Origin of the sequence: Ensifer sp. LC11 (assembly GCF_001695835.1) — a bacterium.
Taxonomy (GTDB): Bacteria; Pseudomonadota; Alphaproteobacteria; order Rhizobiales; family Rhizobiaceae; genus Ensifer.
This window is the reverse complement of the sequence record NZ_MBSO01000043.1, coordinates 1-18,775: the sequence shown is the minus strand read 5'-3', so window position 1 is coordinate 18,775 and position 18,775 is coordinate 1. Positions and strand designations below refer to the sequence as shown.

At 59.6% G+C, this 18,775-nt stretch carries 13 protein-coding genes, 1 tRNA gene and 2 pseudogenes; 2 read left to right on the top strand and 14 right to left on the bottom strand.

Annotated features, from left to right (window positions below):
• From tuf (BBX50_RS23930) to rpsL, 4 genes are all read right to left on the bottom strand, one after another.
• Nucleotides 1-1,163: elongation factor Tu (gene tuf, locus BBX50_RS23930; protein ID WP_065777806.1), on the bottom strand; the 1,163-nt coding region annotated here is incomplete at its 3' end.
• Nucleotides 1,164-1,233: 70 nt separating this feature from the next.
• The gene (gene fusA / locus BBX50_RS23925; protein ID WP_065777805.1) at nt 1,234-3,333 is read right to left on the bottom strand and encodes an elongation factor G; all 2,100 of its coding nucleotides are present in this window, start codon (nt 3,331-3,333) and stop codon (nt 1,234-1,236) included.
• Between the two features lie 32 nt (nt 3,334-3,365).
• On the bottom strand, nt 3,366-3,836 hold the full coding sequence (gene rpsG, locus BBX50_RS23920) for a 30S ribosomal protein S7 (protein WP_057252175.1): 471 nt from the start codon (nt 3,834-3,836) through the stop codon (nt 3,366-3,368).
• Nucleotides 3,837-3,914: 78 nt separating this feature from the next.
• Nucleotides 3,915-4,286: a 30S ribosomal protein S12 gene (rpsL, locus tag BBX50_RS23915; RefSeq protein WP_003507760.1), complete on the bottom strand. Its 372-nt coding sequence runs from the start codon at nt 4,284-4,286 to the stop codon at nt 3,915-3,917.
• A gap of 566 nt (nt 4,287-4,852) precedes the next feature.
• Between rpsL and BBX50_RS23910 the strand changes: the two genes are divergently transcribed.
• Complete coding sequence (locus tag BBX50_RS23910) at nt 4,853-5,149, top strand: transcriptional regulator (protein WP_065777804.1); 297 nt, start codon at nt 4,853-4,855, stop codon at nt 5,147-5,149.
• Nucleotides 5,150-5,277: 128 nt separating this feature from the next.
• Here BBX50_RS23910 and rpoC read toward each other — a convergent pair whose 3' ends face one another.
• The 9 genes from rpoC to BBX50_RS23865 form a co-directional block, all read right to left on the bottom strand.
• The gene (rpoC, locus tag BBX50_RS23905) at nt 5,278-9,483 is read right to left on the bottom strand and encodes a DNA-directed RNA polymerase subunit beta' (protein WP_065777803.1); all 4,206 of its coding nucleotides are present in this window, start codon (nt 9,481-9,483) and stop codon (nt 5,278-5,280) included.
• Between the two features lie 184 nt (nt 9,484-9,667).
• Nucleotides 9,668-13,807, bottom strand: coding sequence for a DNA-directed RNA polymerase subunit beta (gene rpoB, locus BBX50_RS23900; RefSeq protein WP_065777802.1), 4,140 nt, complete (start codon nt 13,805-13,807; stop codon nt 9,668-9,670).
• Nucleotides 13,808-14,074: 267 nt separating this feature from the next.
• The gene (gene rplL / locus BBX50_RS23895; protein ID WP_065777801.1) at nt 14,075-14,458 is read right to left on the bottom strand and encodes a 50S ribosomal protein L7/L12; all 384 of its coding nucleotides are present in this window, start codon (nt 14,456-14,458) and stop codon (nt 14,075-14,077) included.
• Between the two features lie 58 nt (nt 14,459-14,516).
• A complete protein-coding gene (rplJ, locus tag BBX50_RS23890; RefSeq protein WP_057252170.1) occupies nt 14,517-15,035 on the bottom strand; it encodes a 50S ribosomal protein L10 in 519 nt (172 codons plus the stop codon).
• Nucleotides 15,036-15,365: 330 nt separating this feature from the next.
• Nucleotides 15,366-16,064, bottom strand: coding sequence for a 50S ribosomal protein L1 (gene rplA / locus BBX50_RS23885; protein ID WP_057252169.1), 699 nt, complete (start codon nt 16,062-16,064; stop codon nt 15,366-15,368).
• Nucleotides 16,065-16,068: 4 nt separating this feature from the next.
• Complete coding sequence (gene rplK, locus BBX50_RS23880) at nt 16,069-16,500, bottom strand: 50S ribosomal protein L11 (protein ID WP_043626293.1); 432 nt, start codon at nt 16,498-16,500, stop codon at nt 16,069-16,071.
• Between the two features lie 208 nt (nt 16,501-16,708).
• Nucleotides 16,709-17,239, bottom strand: coding sequence for a transcription termination/antitermination protein NusG (gene nusG / locus BBX50_RS23875; RefSeq protein WP_034795476.1), 531 nt, complete (start codon nt 17,237-17,239; stop codon nt 16,709-16,711).
• A gap of 16 nt (nt 17,240-17,255) precedes the next feature.
• Complete coding sequence (secE, locus tag BBX50_RS23870) at nt 17,256-17,456, bottom strand: preprotein translocase subunit SecE (protein ID WP_034795473.1); 201 nt, start codon at nt 17,454-17,456, stop codon at nt 17,256-17,258.
• Nucleotides 17,457-17,654: 198 nt separating this feature from the next.
• Nucleotides 17,655-17,730, bottom strand: a tRNA-Trp gene (locus tag BBX50_RS23865).
• Nucleotides 17,731-17,982: 252 nt separating this feature from the next.
• Here BBX50_RS23865 and BBX50_RS23860 point away from each other — a divergent pair.
• Nucleotides 17,983-18,476: pseudogene (locus tag BBX50_RS23860) on the top strand (GrpB family protein).
• A gap of 167 nt (nt 18,477-18,643) precedes the next feature.
• Here the strand turns inward: BBX50_RS23860 and tuf (BBX50_RS29525) are convergent.
• Nucleotides 18,644-18,775: pseudogene (tuf, locus tag BBX50_RS29525) on the bottom strand (elongation factor Tu); the annotation flags it as partial.

The following is an 18,775-nucleotide window of genomic DNA, read 5'->3' as shown; positions in this document are numbered from 1 at the left end:
GAGGCAACGATGCCTGCGCCGACGGTACGGCCGCCTTCGCGGATCGCGAAGCGCAGCTTTTCTTCCATCGCGATCGGAACGATCAGCTCAACGGCAACGGTGACGTTGTCGCCCGGCATGACCATTTCCGTGCCTTCCGGCAGCGTGACGATGCCCGTCACGTCCGTCGTGCGGAAGTAGAACTGCGGACGGTAGTTGGTGAAGAACGGCGTATGACGGCCGCCTTCTTCCTTCGTCAGGATGTAGGCTTCGGCCATGAACTTCTTGTGCGGCTTGACCGAACCCGGCTTGCACAGGATCTGGCCACGCTCAACGCCGTCACGGTTAACACCACGGATCAGCGCGCCGATGTTGTCGCCGGCCTGGCCCTGGTCGAGCAGCTTGCGGAACATTTCAACGCCCGTAACCGTCGTCTTCGACGTGTCGCGGATGCCGACGATTTCAACTTCTTCGCCGACCTTGACGATGCCGCGCTCAACGCGACCGGTCACAACCGTACCACGGCCCGAGATCGAGAACACGTCTTCGATCGGCATCAGGAACGGCTGGTCGATCGGACGCTCAGGCGTCGGGATGTAGGCGTCAACAGCGGCCATCAGCTCGCGGATCGCGTCTTCGCCGATCTTCTTGTCCGAATCTTCAAGCGCAGCAAGTGCCGAGCCCTTGATGATCGGAATGTCGTCGCCCGGGAATTCGTAGGACGACAGAAGTTCGCGAACTTCAAGCTCGACGAGCTCGAGAAGCTCGGCGTCGTCAACCTGGTCGACCTTGTTGAGGAACACGACGATCGCCGGAACGCCAACCTGGCGAGCAAGCAGGATGTGCTCGCGGGTCTGCGGCATCGGGCCGTCAGCAGCCGAGCAAACCAGGATCGCGCCGTCCATCTGCGCCGCACCGGTGATCATGTTCTTGACGTAGTCGGCGTGGCCGGGGCAGTCAACGTGAGCGTAGTGACGGTTCGGCGTCTCATACTCAACGTGCGCCGTCGAAATCGTGATACCACGAGCCTTCTCTTCCGGAGCGGCGTCGATCTGGTCATACGCCTTGAACTCGCCGAAGTACTTCGTGATCGCTGCAGTCAGCGACGTCTTGCCATGGTCAACGTGGCCAATCGTGCCAATGTTAACGTGCGGCTTGTTGCGCTCAAATTTGCTCTTTGCCATTTCCGGCTCTCCGTTTTCTATCCCCTACCGGGGAAAACTCTTATCTTCTGTCAGCGTATGGGTATTCCGGTCACTTCTGACCGGAATACTTCGCCTGGATTTCCTGTGCGACGTTCGACGGAACCGGCGCGTAGTGATCGAAGGTCATCGTGTACTGCGCGCGGCCCTGAGACATGGAGCGCAGGTTGTCGACGTACTTGAACATGTTCGCCAGCGGGACGTTTGCGGCGATAACGACAGCAACGCCACGCGATTCCTGGCCCTGGATCTGGCCACGGCGAGAGTTCAGGTCGCCGATCACGTCACCGACGTAATCTTCCGGCGTTACGACCTCGACCTTCATCATCGGCTCGAGAAGCTGTGCGCCAGCCTTCTTGGCCGCTTCACGGAAGCAAGCACGCGATGCGATTTCGAAGGCCAGAACCGACGAGTCGACGTCGTGGAAGGCACCGTCGATGAGCGTCGCCTTGACGCCCAGCATCGGGAAGCCGGCGAGCGGACCCGAAGACAGAACGCTTTCGATGCCCTTCTGAACGCCCGGGATGTATTCCTTCGGAACAGCACCACCGACGATCTTGGATTCGAACTTGAAGTCTTCGCCGTCCGGGTTCGGTTCGAAGACGATCTTGACGCGTGCGAACTGACCGGTACCACCGGACTGCTTCTTGTGCGTGTAGTCTTCTTCGTGCTGACGCGTGATGGTTTCGCGGTAAGCAACCTGCGGGGCACCGACGTTTGCTTCAACCTTGAACTCGCGACGCATACGGTCGACGATGATGTCGAGGTGAAGTTCGCCCATGCCGGCGATGATCGTCTGGCCGGATTCCTGATCGGTCTTGACGCGGAACGACGGATCTTCAGCTGCCAGGCGGTTGAGCGCGAGGCCCATCTTTTCCTGGTCGCCCTTGGACTTCGGCTCGATCGCGATCTGGATGACCGGCTCGGGGAACTCCATGCGCTCGAGGATAACCGGCTTCAGCGGGTCGCAGAGCGTGTCACCCGTGGTGGTTTCCTTGAGGCCAGCCAGAGCAACGATGTCGCCTGCAAAGGCTTCTTCGATGTCTTCACGGCTGTTGGAGTGCATCTGCAGCATGCGGCCGACGCGCTCGCGCTTGTCCTTGACCGTGTTCATGACCGACGAGCCCTTTTCGAGCTTGCCCGAGTAGATACGCGCAAAGGTGAGCGAACCGACGAAGGGGTCGTTCATGATCTTGAACGCAAGCATCGAAAGCGGCTCGGCATCATCAGCGTGACGCTCGATCTCGGCTTCGGTCTTGGCGTCGATACCCTTGATCGCCGGAATGTCGAGCGGCGACGGCAGGTAGTCAACAACGGCGTCGAGAAGCGGCTGAACGCCCTTGTTCTTGAACGCGGTACCGCAGAACATCGGGTGGAACTTCACGTCGATGGTGCCGCGGCGAACGAGTTCGCGAATCTTGTCGTTCGAGGGCATGTTGCCTTCGAGGTAGGCTTCCATCGCAGCTTCGTCGATCTCGACAACGGTCTCGATCAGCTTTTCGCGATATTCTTCAGCCTTATCCTTCAGGTCATCAGGGATTTCGACAACGTCCCACTGAGCGCCGAGGGACTCGTCGCGCCAGACGAGAGCGTTCATCTCGATCAGATCGATAACGCCCTTGAATTCGGTTTCAGCGCCGATCGGCAGCTGCATGACAACCGCGGTCGCACCGAGACGGGTCTTGATCATCTCGACCGAGCGGTAGAAGTCCGCGCCGGTCTTGTCCATCTTGTTGCAGAAGATCATGCGCGGAACGTTGTACTTCTCAGCCTGACGCCAGACGGTTTCCGTCTGAGGCTCAACACCAGCGTTGGCGTCGAGAAGCGCAATTGCACCGTCGAGAACGCGCAGCGAACGCTCGACTTCGATGGTGAAGTCAACGTGGCCGGGGGTGTCGATGATGTTGAAGCGGCGGGTCTTGCCGTCACGGCCCTTCCAGAAGGTGGTCGTGGCAGCAGAGGTGATGGTGATGCCGCGTTCCTGCTCCTGCTCCATCCAGTCCATGGTCGCAGCGCCGTCGTGGACTTCGCCGATCTTGTGGGACTTGCCGGTGTAGTAGAGGATGCGCTCGGTCGTCGTGGTCTTGCCAGCGTCGATGTGCGCCATGATACCGAAATTACGGTAATCTTCGATTTTGTATTCGCGTGCCATAGTGGACTGCCTCTCGAGACGTTCGCGCCAGATTACCAGCGATAATGCGAGAACGCACGGTTGGCATCGGCCATCTTGTGCGTGTCTTCGCGCTTCTTCACGGCGCTACCACGGTTGTTCGCTGCGTCCATGAGTTCGCCGCAGAGGCGATCAACCATGGTCGTTTCGTTACGCTTGCGTGCGGCCGCAATCAACCAACGGATGGCGAGGGCCTGGCGACGCTCCGGACGAACATCGACCGGAACCTGGTAAGTAGCACCACCGACGCGGCGCGAACGCACTTCAACATGCGGAGCAATGTTGTCGAGCGCAGAGTGGAACACGGTGATCGGCTCCTGCTTCAGCTTCACCTGAACCGCATCGAATGCGCCGTAAACAATGCTTTCCGCAACGGACTTCTTGCCGTGCAGCATGATGGCGTTCATGAACTTCGTGACAACCAGATCACCGAACTTCGGATCCGGATTGATCTCGCGCTTTTCTGCTTTATGACGTCGGGACATACTTCTCGTCTCTTCAAACTGTTTCAGCGCTTTACCACGCGGAGGACCTCGCGCAGCGCCGGGATTTTCAAAACCGAATTACTTCGGACGCTTTGCACCATACTTCGAACGGCGCTGCTTGCGGTTCTTGACGCCCTGCGTATCGAGAACACCACGGATGATGTGGTAACGAACGCCCGGAAGGTCCTTTACGCGGCCGCCGCGGATCATGACGACGGAGTGCTCCTGAAGGTTGTGGCCTTCACCGGGAATGTAGCCGATGACTTCGAAGCCGTTCGTCAGGCGAATCTTTGCGACCTTACGCAGAGCCGAGTTCGGCTTCTTCGGGGTCGTCGTGTAAACGCGGGTGCAAACGCCACGCTTCTGCGGGTTTTCCTGCAGAGCAGGAACCTTATTGCGCTTAACCTGCGCCTGACGAGGCTTACGGATCAGCTGGTTTACGGTAGGCATATACCCATCCCTTGCAAAATCTTGTCACGTTACCCTTACGGGCGGATCGTTGCCGTCGCCGGCGATGTCGAACGCCTCATGAAATGCGCAAAACAAGGGCCGATCCGCCTTTTCCGCAGATGGCCCCAAATAAAGCAGAGGACGCACTATCGTGCGCGTCATGCGTGCAGCATTGTAGTCGTCGGCGTGCGTTTCGAACCTTGTTTGAGGCGAACTCCAGAACGCGACGTTCCGAACCAGCCAGCCTCACATGGGCTCCGATGCGGCGGGGTGTACTGATTTCAAGGCGAACAGTCAAGGGCAATTAAGAAATATTCTGTCTCGCCCAGCCCTGACATGCCTGAAAAACAAGGCTTTTGCACATGGTTTGGCACCATGCGCTGGCGCGTTTCACCCTTTGAGATCCAGAGTGTCCGACAGAGTTAAGGAATCGGCAACCACTTGCTGCGTGTTTTCCACCGACTTTGAGTCGGGCCCTGGTCGGCATCATCAAGCAGCATTGTATTTCCGTCGCACTCGGTCAAAAAGGGCGCTAAGGTCGCCTTAGCCAATCGAAAGGAAACTAAATGGCCGTCACCCCAGACAACGACAATGCCCCGGACGAACCGATGGTGTTCATCATCATCGGCAAGGCCTATGAGACCGACGGCGACGAAGATGGCGTGGACATTCACGTAATGCTCAAGGCACCCGACGACGACACGGCCGTCCGTGAAGCGCTGAACGCCCTGGCCGAAGAGGGATTTCTGGAGGCCGACCTGGACCAGATCGGCACATTGACCGATATCCCGAGCGACGAACCGCACGCTTCGGCCTATCAGGGTGCGCTTGAAGGCGAAGTGGCGATCATCCGCTTCAGCTGAGCCGCCAGGAGACGATTTCGCCCGCCCCCGGTGGCGCGCAAAGAGGAAAGACGAAGAAGCCGCCGAGATCGCTCTCGGCGGCTTCTTCTTTTTATGGGTTAGAGGGGGCGAGGCTCGCCCTCCCCCAATTACTCGGCTGCCGCGTTCTCGCTGGCGAGGTCGGCAAGCATCGGCGTTGCGACATCCGCACCGGTGCCGCGACGACGCTCTTCCAGGATCATCTCGTCGCGCGCGGTTGCGATGCGACGGATCTGGGTCATCGTGCCACCGGTACCGGCCGGGATCAGACGGCCGACGATGACGTTTTCCTTCAGGCCCTGCAGGCCGTCCGTCTTGCCGGCGATCGCCGCTTCGGTCAGGACCTTGGTGGTTTCCTGGAACGAAGCTGCCGAGATGAACGACGGCGTCTGTAGCGATGCCTTGGTGATACCGAGCAGAACCGGATCGCCGTAAGCCGGCTTCTTGCCTTCGGCAATCAGCGCGTCGTTGACGTCTTCCAGCTCGATCCGGTCGACATTGTCGCCGACGATGTAGGTCGAGTCACCGGCGTCGGTGATTTCAACCTTCTGCAGCATCTGACGGACGATAACCTCGATGTGCTTGTCGTTGATGACAACGCCCTGCAGTCGGTAGACTTCCTGGATTTCGTTCACGAGGTAAGAAGCAAGTGCTTCCACGCCCTTGATCGCCAGAATGTCGTGCGGCGCCGGGTTGCCGTCGAGGATGTAGTCGCCCTTTTCGATGTAGTCGCCATCCTGAAGATGGAAGGGCTTGCCCTTCGGGATCAGGTACTCGACCGGCTCGACACCGTCTTCCGCCGGCTCGATCAGAACGCGACGCTTGTTCTTGTAGTCGCGGCCGAAGCGGACGGTACCATCGATCTCAGCGATGATGGCGTGATCCTTCGGACGACGAGCTTCGAACAGTTCGGCAACGCGCGGCAGACCACCGGTGATGTCCTTGGTCTTGGCGCTTTCCAGCGGCGAACGTGCAAGCACGTCACCCTGAGAAACCTTCGTGCCCGGTTCAACCGACAGAATGGCGTCAACCGAAAGCATGAAGCGGGCGTCACCACCACGCGACAGCTTCATGACTGCGCCGTTCTTGTCCTTGATGACGATCGCCGGCTTCAGGTCGGTACCGCGCGGCGTCGAACGCCAATCGATAACCTGACGCTTGGTGATGCCGGTGGATTCGTCGGTCGCTTCGAGCACGGAGATGCCGTCGACGACGTCTTCGAAGTGAACGGTACCTTCCACTTCCGTCATCATCGGACGGGTGTAGGGGTCCCACTCAGCGAGACGCTGGCCACGCTTCACCTTGTCGCCATCGTCGACGAGGATCTTCGAGCCGTAGGCGACGCGCTGCGAGGAGCGTTCGACGCCACGCTCGTCCAGGATCTGGACGGCCATGTTGCGGCCCATCGCGACGAGAACGCCGTCAGAGTTGCGCAGCATGTTGCGGTTCTTGATCTGGACGGTACCTTCGTACGACGCTTCCAGGAACGATTGGTCAACCACGGTCGCCGTACCACCCAGGTGGAAGGTACGCATGGTGAGCTGGGTGCCCGGTTCACCGATCGACTGTGCGGCGATAACGCCAACCGCTTCGCCCATGTTGACCGGCGTACCACGTGCCAGGTCGCGGCCGTAGCAGACGCCGCAAACGCCCGTCTGGATTTCGCAAGTCAGCGCCGAACGGATGCGGATCGACTGGATACCAGCCTTCTCGATCTCGATGACGTCCGGCTCCAGGATCATCCGGCCGGCATCGACGATGCGAGCGCCCGTGACCGGGTGATCGATGTCGTCCAAAGCCGTACGGCCGAGAATACGAGCGCCAAGCGACGCCACGACCTGACCGGCATCGACGATCGCCGTCATGGTGAGGCCGTTCTCGGTGCCGCAATCGACGGAGTTGACGATGCAATCCTGCGCGACGTCGACGAGACGACGGGTCAGGTAACCGGAGTTCGCGGTCTTCAAGGCGGTGTCGGCCAGACCCTTACGGGCACCGTGGGTCGAGTTGAAGTACTCGTTAACGGTCAGGCCTTCCTTGAAGTTCGAGATGATCGGCGTCTCGATGATTTCGCCCGACGGTTTGGCCATGAGGCCGCGCATGCCGCCCAGCTGGCGCATCTGGTTCGGAGAACCACGAGCACCCGAGTGCGACATCATGTAGATCGAGTTCATCGGCTTCTGACGGCCGTTGTCGTCGAACTCCACCGCCTTAATGCGGGCCATCATCTCGTCGGCGACCTTTTCGGTCGCCTTGCCCCAGGCGTCGACAACCTTGTTGTACTTTTCGCCCTGAGTGATGAGACCGTCGTTGTACTGCTGCTCGTATTCCTTCACCAGCGCTTCGGTATCGCCGACGATCTTCGCCTTGGTGTCCGGAATGACCATGTCGTCCTTGCCGAACGAAATGCCGGCGCGGCAGGCATGAGCAAAGCCGAGCTGCATGATGCGGTCGCAGAAGATGACCGTGTCCTTCTGGCCGCAATGACGGTAGACCGTGTCGATCATCTTGGAGATGTTCTTCTTGGTCATTTCCTGGTTGCAGGTGTCGAACGGCACGTTGACATTGCGCGGCAGCAGTTCGCCGATGATCATGCGGCCTGGTGTCGTTTCATAGATCTTCGAAACCGGGTTGCCCTCGGCATCGACGGTCTTGAAGCGGCCGCGGATCTTGGCGTGCAGCGTCACGGCCTTGGTTTCGAGCGCGTGATGCAGCTCGCCCATGTCCGAGAACGCCATGCCTTCGCCCGGCTCGTTCTGGTTCAGGATCGACAAGTAGTAGAGACCCAGAACCATGTCCTGCGACGGAACGATGATCGGCGCGCCGTTTGCCGGGTGCAGAATGTTGTTCGTCGACATCATCAGCACGCGGGCTTCGAGCTGTGCTTCGAGCGACAGCGGCACGTGAACGGCCATCTGGTCACCGTCGAAGTCGGCGTTGAAGGCCGTGCAGACAAGCGGGTGCAGCTGGATCGCCTTGCCTTCGACCAGCGTCGGTTCGAAGGCCTGGATGCCCAGGCGGTGCAGCGTCGGCGCGCGGTTCAGCAGAACCGGATGCTCGCGAATGACCTCATCGAGGATATCCCAGACTTCCGGCTTTTCCTTTTCGACCAGCTTCTTCGCCTGCTTGACGGTGGACGAGAAGCCCTTGGCGTCAAGACGAGCGTAGATGAACGGCTTGAACAGCTCGAGCGCCATCTTCTTCGGCAGGCCGCACTGGTGCAGCTTCAGTTCCGGACCGGTCACGATGACCGAACGGCCGGAATAGTCGACGCGCTTGCCGAGCAGGTTCTGACGGAAGCGGCCCTGCTTGCCCTTCAGCATGTCGGACAGCGACTTCAGCGGACGCTTGTTGGCACCGGTGATGACGCGGCCACGACGGCCGTTGTCGAACAGCGCATCGACAGATTCCTGCAGCATGCGCTTTTCGTTGCGGATGATGATGCCCGGAGCGCGCAGTTCGATCAGGCGCTTCAGACGGTTGTTACGGTTGATGACGCGGCGATAGAGATCATTCAGATCCGACGTCGCGAAACGGCCGCCATCGAGCGGGACGAGCGGGCGCAGGTCCGGCGGGATGACCGGAACGACCTTCATGATCATCCATTCCGGCCGGTTGCCGGAGTCCATGAAGTTCTCGACGATCTTCAGGCGCTTCATCAGCTTCTTCTGCTTCAGATCCGAGGTCGTCTCTGCAAGCTCGGAACGCAGATCGCCGGCGATCTTTTCCAGGTTCATCGAAGCGAGCATCTCATAGATCGCTTCCGCGCCGATCATGGCGGTGAACTGGTCTTCGCCGAACTCGTCGACGGCGAGCATGTAGTCTTCTTCGCTGAGAAGCTGGTTTTCCTTCAGCGACGTCAGACCGGGCTCGGTGACGATGTAGTTTTCGAAGTAGAGGACGCGCTCGACATCCTTCAGCGTCATGTCGAGCAGCGTAGCGATACGGCTCGGCAGCGACTTCAGGAACCAGATGTGGGCAACCGGAGCTGCGAGCTCGATATGGCCCATGCGCTCACGGCGAACGCGCGACAGCGTGACTTCGACGCCGCACTTTTCGCAGATGATGCCCTTGTACTTCATGCGCTTGTACTTGCCGCACAGGCACTCGTAGTCCTTGATCGGGCCAAAGATGCGCGCGCAGAACAGACCGTCGCGTTCCGGCTTGAACGTGCGGTAGTTGATCGTCTCCGGCTTCTTGATCTCACCGTAAGACCAGGAAAGAATCTTCTCCGGCGAGGCGATCGAAATCCGGATGGAATCGAAGGTCTGTGCAGGCACCTGCGGATTGAAAAGATTCATGACCTCTTGGTTCATGCCTGTCTCCTTTACGGGCTTTACGCCCTGAGCTTGGCGAGGGTGCCGGCAAAATCCCGGGCGCCGGCCCCTGCCCCTTAAACAGCTAAAACCGCATTGGCTGCGGCTCTGTTCCTGCCGAAGACCTCACCGTCTCCAGGCGGAAACGGTGCGCGCCGCATTGCGGCACGCACCTTGGGTCCTGTTACTCGGCTGCGTCCGGCAACTGTGCCGCGCCAGCCTCGTCGACCTTCGAGTTTTCGAGCTCGACCGAAAGGCCCAGCGAGCGCATTTCCTTGACGAGAACGTTGAAGCTCTCCGGAATGCCCGCCTCGAAGGTGTCGTCGCCACGGACGATCGCTTCGTAGACCTTGGTACGACCGGCAACGTCGTCCGACTTGACCGTCAGCATTTCCTGCAGGGTGTAGGCCGCGCCGTAAGCTTCCAGCGCCCAGACCTCCATTTCCCCGAAGCGCTGACCGCCGAACTGCGCCTTACCGCCCAGCGGCTGCTGGGTGACGAGCGAGTACGGGCCGATCGAACGGGCGTGGATCTTGTCGTCGACCAGGTGGTTGAGCTTCAGCATGTAGATGTAGCCCACGGTCACCTGACGGTCGAACTGATCGCCGGTACGGCCGTCGTAAAGCGTCGACTGACCGGTTACCTTCAGGCCCGCCTGCTCCAGCATCTCGTTGACGTCGGCTTCGACAGCACCGTCGAAGACCGGCGTAGCGATCGAGACGCCGCGACGGGTCTGTTCGGCCAGGCGCACGATCGACTCGTCGTCGTACTGCTTGATCGGCTCACCCTTCGGACCCGACCCGATGACGCTGTCGATGGTGTCGCGCAGCGGCTGGATGTCGGCGCCTGCCTTGTAGGCATCGAGCATCGCGCCGATCTTCTTGCCCATGCCGGCGCAAGCCCAGCCAAGATGGGTTTCGAGGATCTGGCCGACGTTCATGCGCGAAGGCACGCCGAGCGGGTTCAGAACGACGTCGACATGCGTGCCGTCTTCCAGGAACGGCATGTCTTCGATCGGCACGATACGCGACACGACACCCTTGTTGCCGTGACGGCCGGCCATCTTGTCGCCCGGCTGGATCTTGCGCTTAACAGCGACGAAGACCTTGACCATTTTCATGACGCCCGGAGGCATTTCGTCGCCGCGCTGGACCTTTTCGACCTTGTCCATGAAGCGCTGTTCAAGGCGCGACTTGGATTCGTCGTACTGGGCGCGCAGAGCTTCGATTTCGCCCTGAGCCTTTTCGTCTTCGACGGCGAACATCCACCACTGCGAGCGGGGGTATTCGCTGACAACGAGGTTCGAAAGCTCGGTGCCCTTCTTGAAGCCCTTCGGGCCGGCAACGGCGGTGTGGCCACGCAGCATGTCCACGAGACGTGCGTAGACGTTGCGGTCGAGGATCGCCTGCTCGTCGTCACGGTCCTTGGCGAGGCGTTCGATTTCCTCGCGCTCGATCGCCATCGCGCGTTCGTCCTTCTCAACGCCGTGGCGGTTGAAGACGCGAACTTCGACGACGGTGCCGAACGTGCCCGGAGGCATACGCATCGAGGTGTCGCGGACGTCGGAGGCCTTCTCGCCGAAGATGGCGCGCAGAAGCTTTTCTTCCGGCGTCATCGGGCTTTCGCCCTTCGGCGTGATCTTGCCGACGAGAATGTCACCCGGCTGAACCTCAGCACCGATATAAACGATACCGGCTTCGTCGAGATTGCGCAGCGCTTCTTCCGAAACGTTCGGAATGTCGCGGGTGATTTCTTCTGGACCCAGCTTCGTGTCACGCGCCATCACTTCGAATTCTTCGATGTGGATGGAGGTGAACACGTCGTCACGCACGATCCGCTCGGAAAGCAGGATCGAGTCTTCGTAGTTGTAGCCGTTCCACGGCATGAACGCGACGAGCGCGTTGCGGCCGAGAGCCAGGTCACCGAGATCGGTCGACGGACCGTCGGCGATGATGTCGCCCTTGTTCAGAACGTCACCGACGGTCACCAGCGGGCGCTGGTTGACGCAGGTGTTCTGGTTCGAACGCTGGAACTTCTGCAGACGGTAGATATCGACGCCCGACTTCGACGGATCGAGGTCTTCGGTGGCGCGGATAACGATACGGGTCGCGTCAACCTGGTCGACGACACCGCCACGACGGGCTGCGATTGCAGCGCCGGAGTCACGGGCAACGACCGGCTCCATGCCGGTGCCGACGAACGGAGCTTCTGCACGCAGCAGCGGCACGGCCTGACGCTGCATGTTCGAGCCCATCAGTGCGCGGTTGGCGTCGTCGTTCTCAAGGAACGGGATGAGCGCCGCGGCGACCGAAACGAGCTGCTTCGGCGAAACGTCCATCAGGTTGATGTTGTCGCGCGGCGCCAGCATAACTTCGCCGGAGTGACGGCAAACAACGAACTCTTCAGCGAACGAACCATCGCTCTCGAGAACCGAGTTTGCCTGCGCGACGTGATACTTCGCTTCTTCCATCGCCGAGAGGTAGACGACGTCGTTCGTCACCTTGCCGTCGACGATCTTGCGGTACGGGCTTTCGATGAAGCCGTACTTGTTGACGCGGGCGAAGGTTGCGAGCGAGTTGATCAGACCGATGTTCGGGCCTTCCGGCGTTTCGATCGGGCAAATACGGCCGTAGTGGGTCGGGTGAACGTCGCGGACTTCGAAGCCGGCGCGCTCGCGGGTCAGACCACCCGGGCCAAGGGCCGAAAGACGGCGCTTGTGGGTGATTTCCGAAAGCGGGTTCACCTGGTCCATGAACTGCGACAGCTGCGAGGAGCCGAAGAATTCGCGAACGGCGGCAGCTGCCGGCTTTGCGTTGATCAGATCTTGCGGCATGACCGTGTCGATCTCGATCGAGGACATGCGTTCCTTGATCGCGCGCTCCATGCGCAGCAGGCCGAGACGGTACTGGTTCTCCATGAGTTCGCCGACCGAACGAACACGGCGGTTGCCGAGGTTGTCGATGTCGTCGATCTCGCCCTTGCCGTCACGCAGCTCGACGAGCATCTTGACGACAGCGAGGATGTCTTCCTTGCGCAGGATACGGACGGTGTCGGCGACCTCGAGGTCGAGGCGCATATTCATCTTGACGCGACCGACGGCGGAAAGGTCGTAACGCTCCGCATCGAAGAACAGCGTGTTGAACATGGCTTCCGCAGAATCCATGGTCGGCGGTTCGCCCGGACGCATGACGCGGTAGATGTCGAACAGGGCGTCCTGACGGTTCTCGTTCTTGTCGGCCGTAAGCGTATTGCGGATGTAGGCACCGACATTGATGTGGTCGATGTCGAGAACCGGGATTTCGTCAAAACCGGCCGAGAGGATGACCGGGAGGGTCTTCTCGTCGATTTCGTCGCCGGCTTCGAGGTAGATCTCACCGGTGCCGTAGTTGACAACGTCTTCGGCGAGGTAGTTGCCGTAGAGATCGTCGTTGGTCGCCTTGAGTGCCTTCAGGCCCTTTTCCTGCAGCTGACGAAGCAGACGCGGGGTCAGCTTCTTGCCGGCCTCGACCACGACTTCGCCGGTATCGGCGTCGACCATTTCGGTGATCGCCTTCTGGCCCTTCAGCGCATCCGGCTGGAACGGCACGCGCCAGCCTTCGCCGTCGCGCTGGTAGAGCGACTTGGTGTAGAAGGTGTCGAGGATTTCCTCGCCGTCCATGCCGAGCGCCATAAGCAGCGACGTCACCGGAATCTTGCGGCGGCGGTCGATACGGGCATGCACGATGTCCTTGGCGTCAAACTCGATGTCGAGCCAGGAACCGCGGTAAGGAATGACACGCGCTGCGAAAAGAAGCTTGCCCGACGAGTGGCTCTTGCCCTTGTCGTGGTCGAAGAAGACGCCCGGCGAACGGTGCATCTGCGAAACGATAACGCGCTCGGTGCCGTTGACGATGAAGGTACCGTTGTCGGTCATGAGCGGCATATCGCCCATGTAGACGTTCTGTTCCTTGATGTCCTTGATCGACTTCGCGCCGGTATCCTCGTCGATATCGAACACGATGAGACGCAGCGTCACCTTGAGCGGCGCTGCGTAGGTCAGATCACGCTGGCGGCATTCCTCGACGTCGAACTTCGGCGGCTCGAATTCGTAGGACACGAATTCCAGCATCGATGCGCCCGAGAAATCCTTGATCGGGAAAACGGACTTGAAAACAGCTTGGAGCCCTTCATCAGGGCGACCGCCCTTGGGCTCTTCAACCATCAGAAACTGGTCGTAGGATGCCTTCTGAACCTCGATGAGGTTCGGCATTTCTGCGACTTCTGGAATTTTACCAAAAAACTTGCGTACGCGCCTGCGACCGTTAAACGAAAGGGTCTGAGCCATCGTCGCTCCTTGTCAATCTTGCATCCGGGCCTGCAACGGACGGGAACCGATGGCCAGTCGACCCCGTCAATCAATGAGTAGTTCAATCTCGTCCAGCTAACGGAAAACGCTCAGCGCGGATTGCTGTGCTGCCTTCCGTTCGAGACCATCCTCTTGAAGAACCCATTACCCAAAAGCCGTTTTTCGACAGGCTTTTGGGTAATATGTTCTAAAAACGGTCAAAGAGAGGCGGCCTGAAAAGGCCACCTCCCCTTGCATGTAGCCGAATTACTTGACGTCAACCTTGGCGCCAGCTTCTTCGAGCTTCTTCTTGAGGTCAGCAGCTTCAGCCTTGGAAACTGCTTCCTTGACCGCCTTCGGAGCGCCTTCGACCAGGTCCTTGGCTTCCTTGAGGCCGAGACCGGTGATAGCGCGGACTTCCTTGATGACGTTGATCTTGTTGGCGCCAGCGTCAACCAGGATAACGTCGAACTCGGTCTTTTCTTCTTCAGCAGCAGCAGCAGCACCGCCGGCAGCGCCGCCAGCAACAGCAACAGCTACCGGAGCAGCAGCCGAAACGCCCCACTTCTCTTCGAGCAGCTTGGAAAGCTCAGCAGCTTCCAGGACGGTCAGCGAGGAGAGGTCTTCAACGATCTTTGCGAGATCAGCCATTTTACTTTTCCTTTTGTTCGGTTCGAACTGGTTTTAAATACAACAGCGAAAATCCGCCTTAGGCGGCTTCGTCCTTCTTGGCATAGGCCGAGAACACGCGAGCAAGCTGGCTTGCCGGTGCTGCAACAACCGTTGCGACGCGGGTTGCCGGGGCATTGAGAAGGCCCAGCAGCTTTGCGCGCAGCTCGTCGAGCGAAGGCAGGGTCGCAAGCGACTTGACTGCTTCGGCGTTGAGCGTGGTTGTGCCCATGGCACCACCGAGAACAACGAGCTTGTCGTTGGTCTTGGCGAAATCCATGACGACCTTAGGAGCCGTGATCGGGTCTTCGCTGTATGCGATCAGCGTCTGACCCTTGAAGAGATTGCTCATCCCTTCCGACTCGGTGCCCTGAAGAGCGATCTTGGCCAGGCGGTTTTTCGCGACTTTGACGGTGCCGCCAGCAGCGCGCATCTTCGAACGGAAGTCGTTCATCTGCGCAACTGTGACACCAGCATAGTGGGCCACGACAACCGAACCGGAAGCCTTGAAGACTTCGTTCAGCTCCGTGACGAATTCGCGTTTTTCCGCTCTTTCCACTGTCTGTCTCCAGTTGACAGGGTTGCAATAATGCAGCCCTGCCGGGTTTGCCTTTGTCACCCGAGATCGAGGCTCGATCCCACGTAACGCTTAAGGATCCTGTCCCTTGGCGTTCCCGGAAGAGCCGGGTCTGACACAAGGCAAGCGAGGTTCGAACCGAATTTCGACGCCTCCGGCGCCATGGTGAAATTCAGATCTTACCCGTCTCATGCAGGCCGAAGTGATTAAGGTAAAACCACCCGCAATCTCGGACAGGAGTTCCGGATCGAAATCCGGATTTCCGGCCCCGAAGAGCCGGAAATTCATTTCCGGGCCGAAGCCCGAAATTCATTAGGCGACGCTGAGCGTAGCCGGGTCGATCTTGAGGCCCGGGCCCATGGTCGACGAAATCGCGACGCGCTTGACGTAGTTGCCCTTGGCACCCGTCGGCTTCGCCTTGATCACCGCATCAGCGAAAGCGCGGATGTTTTCTTCCAGCGCCTTGGCATCGAAGGATGCCTTGCCGATGCCGGCGTGAACGATACCGGCCTTCTCGACGCGGAACTCAACGGCGCCGCCCTTGGATGCCTTGACGGCACCAGCGACATCCATCGTGACCGTGCCGACCTTCGGGTTCGGCATCATGCCACGCGGGCCGAGAACCTTACCGAGACGACCGACGAGCGGCATCATGTCCGGGGTGGCGATGCAGCGATCGAAATCGATCTTGCCGCCCTGAACGATTTCGACCAGCTCTTCTGCGCCAACGACGTCAGCACCGGCAGCCTTGGCTTCATCAGCCTTGGCGCCACGTGCGAAAACAGCGACGCGAACCGAGCGGCCGGTGCCGTTCGGCAGGTTGACGACGCCGCGGACCATCTGGTCGGCGTGACGCGGGTCAACGCCGAGGTTCATCGCAACTTCGATGGTCTCGTCGAACTTGGCAGTCGCACGTTCCTTGACCATCGAGACGGCCTCGGTGAGGCCGTAGATTTTCGTCGGATCAACGCCTTCGCGGGACTTCTGTACACGCTTTGCAATCTTCGCCATGGTCTTAGCCTACCACTTCCAGGCCCATAGCGCGGGCAGAGCCCTCGATCATGGCCATTGCGCCTTCGATATCGGCAGCATTGAGATCCTTCATCTTGGCTTCGGCGATCGACTTGATCTGAGCCTTGGTGAGCTTGCCGGCCGAACCGCCCTTGCCGGGGGTCTTCGAACCGGACTGGATCTTCGCTTCCTTCTTCAGGAAGTAGCTGACCGGCGGCTGCTTCATGACGAAAGTGAAGGACTTGTCCTGGTAATAGGTGATGACGACCGGGATCGGCATACCCTTTTCCATTTCCTGCGTGGCGGCATTGAACGCCTTGCAGAATTCCATGATGTTAATGCCACGCTGACCAAGCGCAGGACCGATCGGCGGGGACGGATTGGCCGACCCAGCCTTCACCTGCAGCTTGAGCTGGCCTGCAACTTTCTTAGCCATTTCTCTCTGCCTTTTCTAAAATCCCCTTGCGACGGATCGCTTCGAGGACCTGTTGCGCCGGTTGCCCGGCCTTTGCCGACCCCAAGGATCGGCGGCTGCGGTTGCGTGGTGCGGGACATCCGACCCGGCTAAGGCCAGCCCCCTTCCACGCGCATGCGGATTTCTCCGCCAGAACGGGCCGTAACCCGCTCTATCTCTTGAGATCTTCTCAGACCTTCTCGACCTGACCGTATTCCAGTTCGACCGGCGTCGCGCGGCCGAAGATCGAAACTTCGACCTTGAGGCGCGAACGCTCTTCGTCGACGTCCTGAACGACGCCATTGAACGAGGCGAACGGACCGTCCGAAACGCGAACCTGCTCGCCGATCTCGAACGAAACCGACGGCTTCGGACGCTCGACGCCGTCCTGAACCTGGCCGAGAATGCGCTCGGCCTCATGGTCCGGAATCGGAACCGGCTTGCTGTCGGTCCCGAGGAAACCCGTTACTTTCGGCGTGTTCTTGATAAGGTGGAATGCCTCATCCGTCAGATTGGCGCGAACCAGAACATAGCCCGGGAAGAACTTGCGCTCGGCGTCGACCTTACGGCCACGACGCACCTCGACAACCTTCTCGGTCGGCACAAGAATTTTCTCGAACAGATGCTCGAGACCCTTCTGCTTGGCCTTTTCCTCGATCGATTCAGCGACCTTCTTTTCGAAGTTCGAATAGGCGTGAACAATATACCAGCGCGCAGCCATACTACCCTCCACCCAATCAAGCGCCAACGTTGAGGATGAGGCCGATCGCCCAACCCATCAACTGGTCCGCAGCAAAGAAGAAGGCAGCGGCAAAAAAGACCATGACAAAGACCATCAGCGTCGAGATCATCGTCTCGCGCCGAGAGGGCCAAGTCACTTTCGACGTCTCGGAGCGAACCTGCTGCAGAAACGTTACCGGATTCGTTTTGGATGCCATGTAATGCTCACGCCATTACGGCGCGTAAAGCCGATGATTCAGCCCCACGCACCGCGTGTCTGTTTGGACCCTACATAAAGACCGATTCTAAAAACCACAAGAGCCAATCAGTCTTTTCTGTGAATTTCGTCGACCGGATAACCGGTCCTTAAGCTTTAATCTGCCGATCTCTCATTCTTTATGCAAGCGCGAGAGACGTGGCAGGGGCAGAGGGGCTCGAACCCCCGACCTGCGGTTTTGGAGACCGCCGCTCTACCAACTGAGCTATACCCCTATTCGGCTGCGTCCTCGTTCAACACGTGTCGCCGCCTCAAGTCAGCGGCTTCATATTCAGTTTGCAGGAGGATGACAAGCACCTTTCACTGAAGATCCGAAAAAATCCTCATCCAAATGCATCCACCCCCTGCCCCACCGGCTTGCGCCTCCCGAACGAGAAGCAAGTCATTGCTACGCAAGCCAGAAATTGCCGCAGTGCCTGTAGCCAAGGACCCGCTATCCTGCCGGCAATTTGCGGGAGCCGAATCATATGTCGTGCATCACATTGGTCGATTACGATTCCTGCTGGCCGTCGCTCTTTGAAGAACGGGCCCCCGCAATCACCGCCCTGCTCTCACCCTTCGTCAACGAGATCCAGCACATCGGCAGCACTGCCGTGCCCGGCCTGGCGGCCAAACCAAAATCGATATCGATGCGGTGATTTCCGATGAGGGAGCGCTGCCGGAACTCAGCGCCCGCCTTTGCAACGCAGGCTTCACCTTTCACGGCGATCCGCACGCAAGCGGCCTCTGGACGTTCACAGCCAGCATGCAACCCTACGGCACGCGGCTTTATCTCTGCGGGGACGGCAACGCCGCCCATGCTGCGCGGCTCCTGTTCCGGGACCGGCTGCGCGAAAGGCCAGACCATGCCTCTCGCTACGAGGCGCTGAAAAGGCGGCTCGCCGAAGAGGCAGGCAACGACTGGGACGCTTACACCAGCGGTAAGCGCATTTTCATCGAAGAGGTCCTATTGGGCGCCTGAACGAAAAAAAGCCCCGCTGTCGCCAGCGGGGCCTTCCTACTGATCTGTAATCAGCAGATTACTCGACGATGGAGGCAACGATGCCTGCGCCGTGTGCAAATCGCGCTTGCGCGCCATTTGCACCTCTTTGCTGCCGTCGGCAGCTTGCGGCATCGCCTTTCCGATCGTTACTCGACGATCGAGGCAACGATGCCTGCGCCGACGGTACGGCCGCCTTCGCGGATCGCGAAGCGCAGCTTTTCTTCCATCGCGATCGGAACGATCAGCTCAACGGCAACGGTGACGTTGTCGCCCGGCAT